Genomic DNA, 2,457 nt, shown 5'->3' on the forward strand with positions numbered 1-2,457 from the left:
TTTCTTAACGCATTGTTTATTCAACCGTTTGCTACTCTGGTTCCTTTTTTTGGGGTCCAGAGTCATGGCAGCAAAGAGAATTCCAATGCGCAAAATCAGAGAAGCCCTTCGCCTGAGGCTGGAAGCCGGGCTTTCGATCCGGCAGATCAGCGCTGGCACCAAGACCAGTGTCGGAGCCATACAGAAGCTCCTTTCTCAGGCTAACGCCTTAGAGATTACTTGGCCGTTGCCGGAGGATCTGGACGATGGCCGCTTGGCGGCTATGTTCTATCCGGGCTCAGATCCCACCTCATCGTCACGTTATCAAGTGCCTGACTGGACAACGGTTTATCAGGAACTCAAGCGTAAAACTGTCACCAAGCAGTTGCTGTGGGAGGAGTACACTGCCCGGTACCCCAACCGGTGTTACAGCTACTCGCAATACTGTGATCGCTACCGGCACTGGTTGAAGCAGCAAAAGCGCTCCATGCGCCAGACCCATAAGGCCGGCGAGAAATGCTTTATTGATTACTGCGGCCCCACCGTACCCATCATCAACCCGCAAACCGGCGAGATCCGCACGGCTCAGGTGTTTGTCGCCGTACTGGGTGCCTCCAATTACACCTATGCAGAAGCCACCTGGACTCAGGAGTTGCAGAACTGGCTGTTGAGTCACGTGCGCACGTTTGAGTTTTTTGGAGGTTGTCCGGAGATGGTGGTACCGGACAATCTTCGCAGCGGTGTCAACAAAGCCTGTCGGTACGATCCGGACCTGAACCCCAGTTACCAGCAACTGGCGGCGCACTATCAGGTCGCGGTGATGCCAGCGCGGCCCTACAAGCCCAAAGACAAATCCAAGGCGGAAGTGGGCGTGCAGATCGTTGAGCGCTGGATACTGGCCCGGTTGCGTCACCACACCTTCTTCACTCTGGCAGATCTGAATCAGTGCATCCGATCACTGTTGGAAGACCTGAACAGCCGACCGTTCAAGCGTCTACCAGGCAGTCGTCAGGACGCCTTCAAGGCGTTGGACCAGCCTGCTCTGAGGGCGTTACCGAAACACCCCTATGAGTACGTGGACATCCGACGCTGCCGGGTCAATATCGATTACCACATCGAGTTCAGCCAACACCATTACTCGGTACCGCACCAGTATGTGGGGGAGCGAGTGGAGATCCATGCCAGTGAGCGTCTGGTGCAGGTCTACTTCCGGCAACGGCAGATCGCCAGCCATCCTCGCAGCCATCAATTCGGCATCACCACCGAGCCTGGACACATGCCTACACGCCACCGAAAACAACAACAGTGGACACCTGGGCGTCTCAAGAACTGGGCCCGTGACATCGGGCCAGACACCCTGATCTGGGTCAGTGATCGGTTGGATGAGCGGGAGCATCCGGAACAGGCCTACCGGGTCTGTCTCGGGCTGCTCAATCTGAGTAAGGCCTACCCCGGTTCACGCCTGAACGCCAGTTGCCGTATCGCCAACCGCGAAGGCCTGAACCGCCTGAAACACATCAAAGCCATTCTCCAGAGCAACCGCGACAAACTGCCGGAACAATTGCCCCTGCATACAGAGCTGCCCCAGCACCACGAGAACATCCGTGGCCCGAAAAGCTTCCACTAGGAGACACCACCATGAGTACGATCAAGACCCTGACAAAACTAAGAGACTTGAAACTGGGCGGCATGGCTGCCGCCCTGGAACATCAACAAAACCAGCCGGGTACTTATGACGAGCTGTCGTTCACTGAACGGCTGGAGCTGTTGCTCGACCGGGAGTGCCAGACCCGGGAGCACCGGAAACAGGATCGCCTGGTTCGCCAGGCTCGCTTCAAGCTCCGGGCTTCGGTTCAGGACATCGACTACCAGCACCGACGCAATCTCAAGAAGGCCCAAGTGGCGCAGCTGGCCCAGACCGACTGGCTGGAACGAGGACAGAACCTGCTGATCACCGGCCCCTGCGGCAGCGGCAAAACGTATCTGGGCTGTGCCATTGGCCATCAGGCCTGCCTGAACGGTCTCAGTGCCCGCTACTACCGAATCTCCCGATTAATGCTGGAGCTGACGCAGGCCAAAGCGGACGGTACTTACCAGAAAACTCTGAACCAGCTGAGCAAAATAAACCTGCTGATCCTGGATGACTGGGGGCTGGAAGCGCTGAGCCCGGCGCACCGAAATGATCTGATGGAAATCATGGATGACCGGCACGGCACCCAGTCGACCATGATCATCAGCCAATTGCCCACCGATCAGTGGTACGCCGCCATCGGTGACAACACCTTGGCCGATGCCATTCTGGATCGGCTGATGCACAACGCCCATCGCTGGGCCCTGAACGGAGAATCCATGAGAAAACGACTTCCGGAAATTGACTGAACGTGAACACCCGGGGTACAAACCTCGGTGGGTAATGCGTTAAGAGAAAAGGTGTTCACGTTCAGCCGGAATGAGTGTTCACGTTCGCCGGAATACGCA

At 56.9% G+C, this 2,457-nt stretch carries 2 protein-coding genes; both read left to right on the forward strand.

Annotation, left to right across the window (positions count from 1 at the left end):
• The first annotated feature begins 64 nt into the window (after positions 1 to 64).
• Complete coding sequence (gene istA, locus Q1K29_RS18355; RefSeq protein WP_011783362.1) at positions 65 to 1,606, forward strand: IS21 family transposase; 1,542 nt, start codon at positions 65 to 67, stop codon at positions 1,604 to 1,606.
• An 11-nt stretch (positions 1,607 to 1,617) separates the two neighbouring features.
• Complete coding sequence (gene istB / locus Q1K29_RS18360; protein WP_011783363.1) at positions 1,618 to 2,358, forward strand: IS21-like element helper ATPase IstB; 741 nt, start codon at positions 1,618 to 1,620, stop codon at positions 2,356 to 2,358.
• Positions 2,359 to 2,457 lie beyond the last annotated feature (99 nt).

The organism is Henriciella sp. (assembly GCF_029937755.1).
GTDB lineage: Bacteria > Pseudomonadota > Alphaproteobacteria > Caulobacterales > Hyphomonadaceae > Henriciella.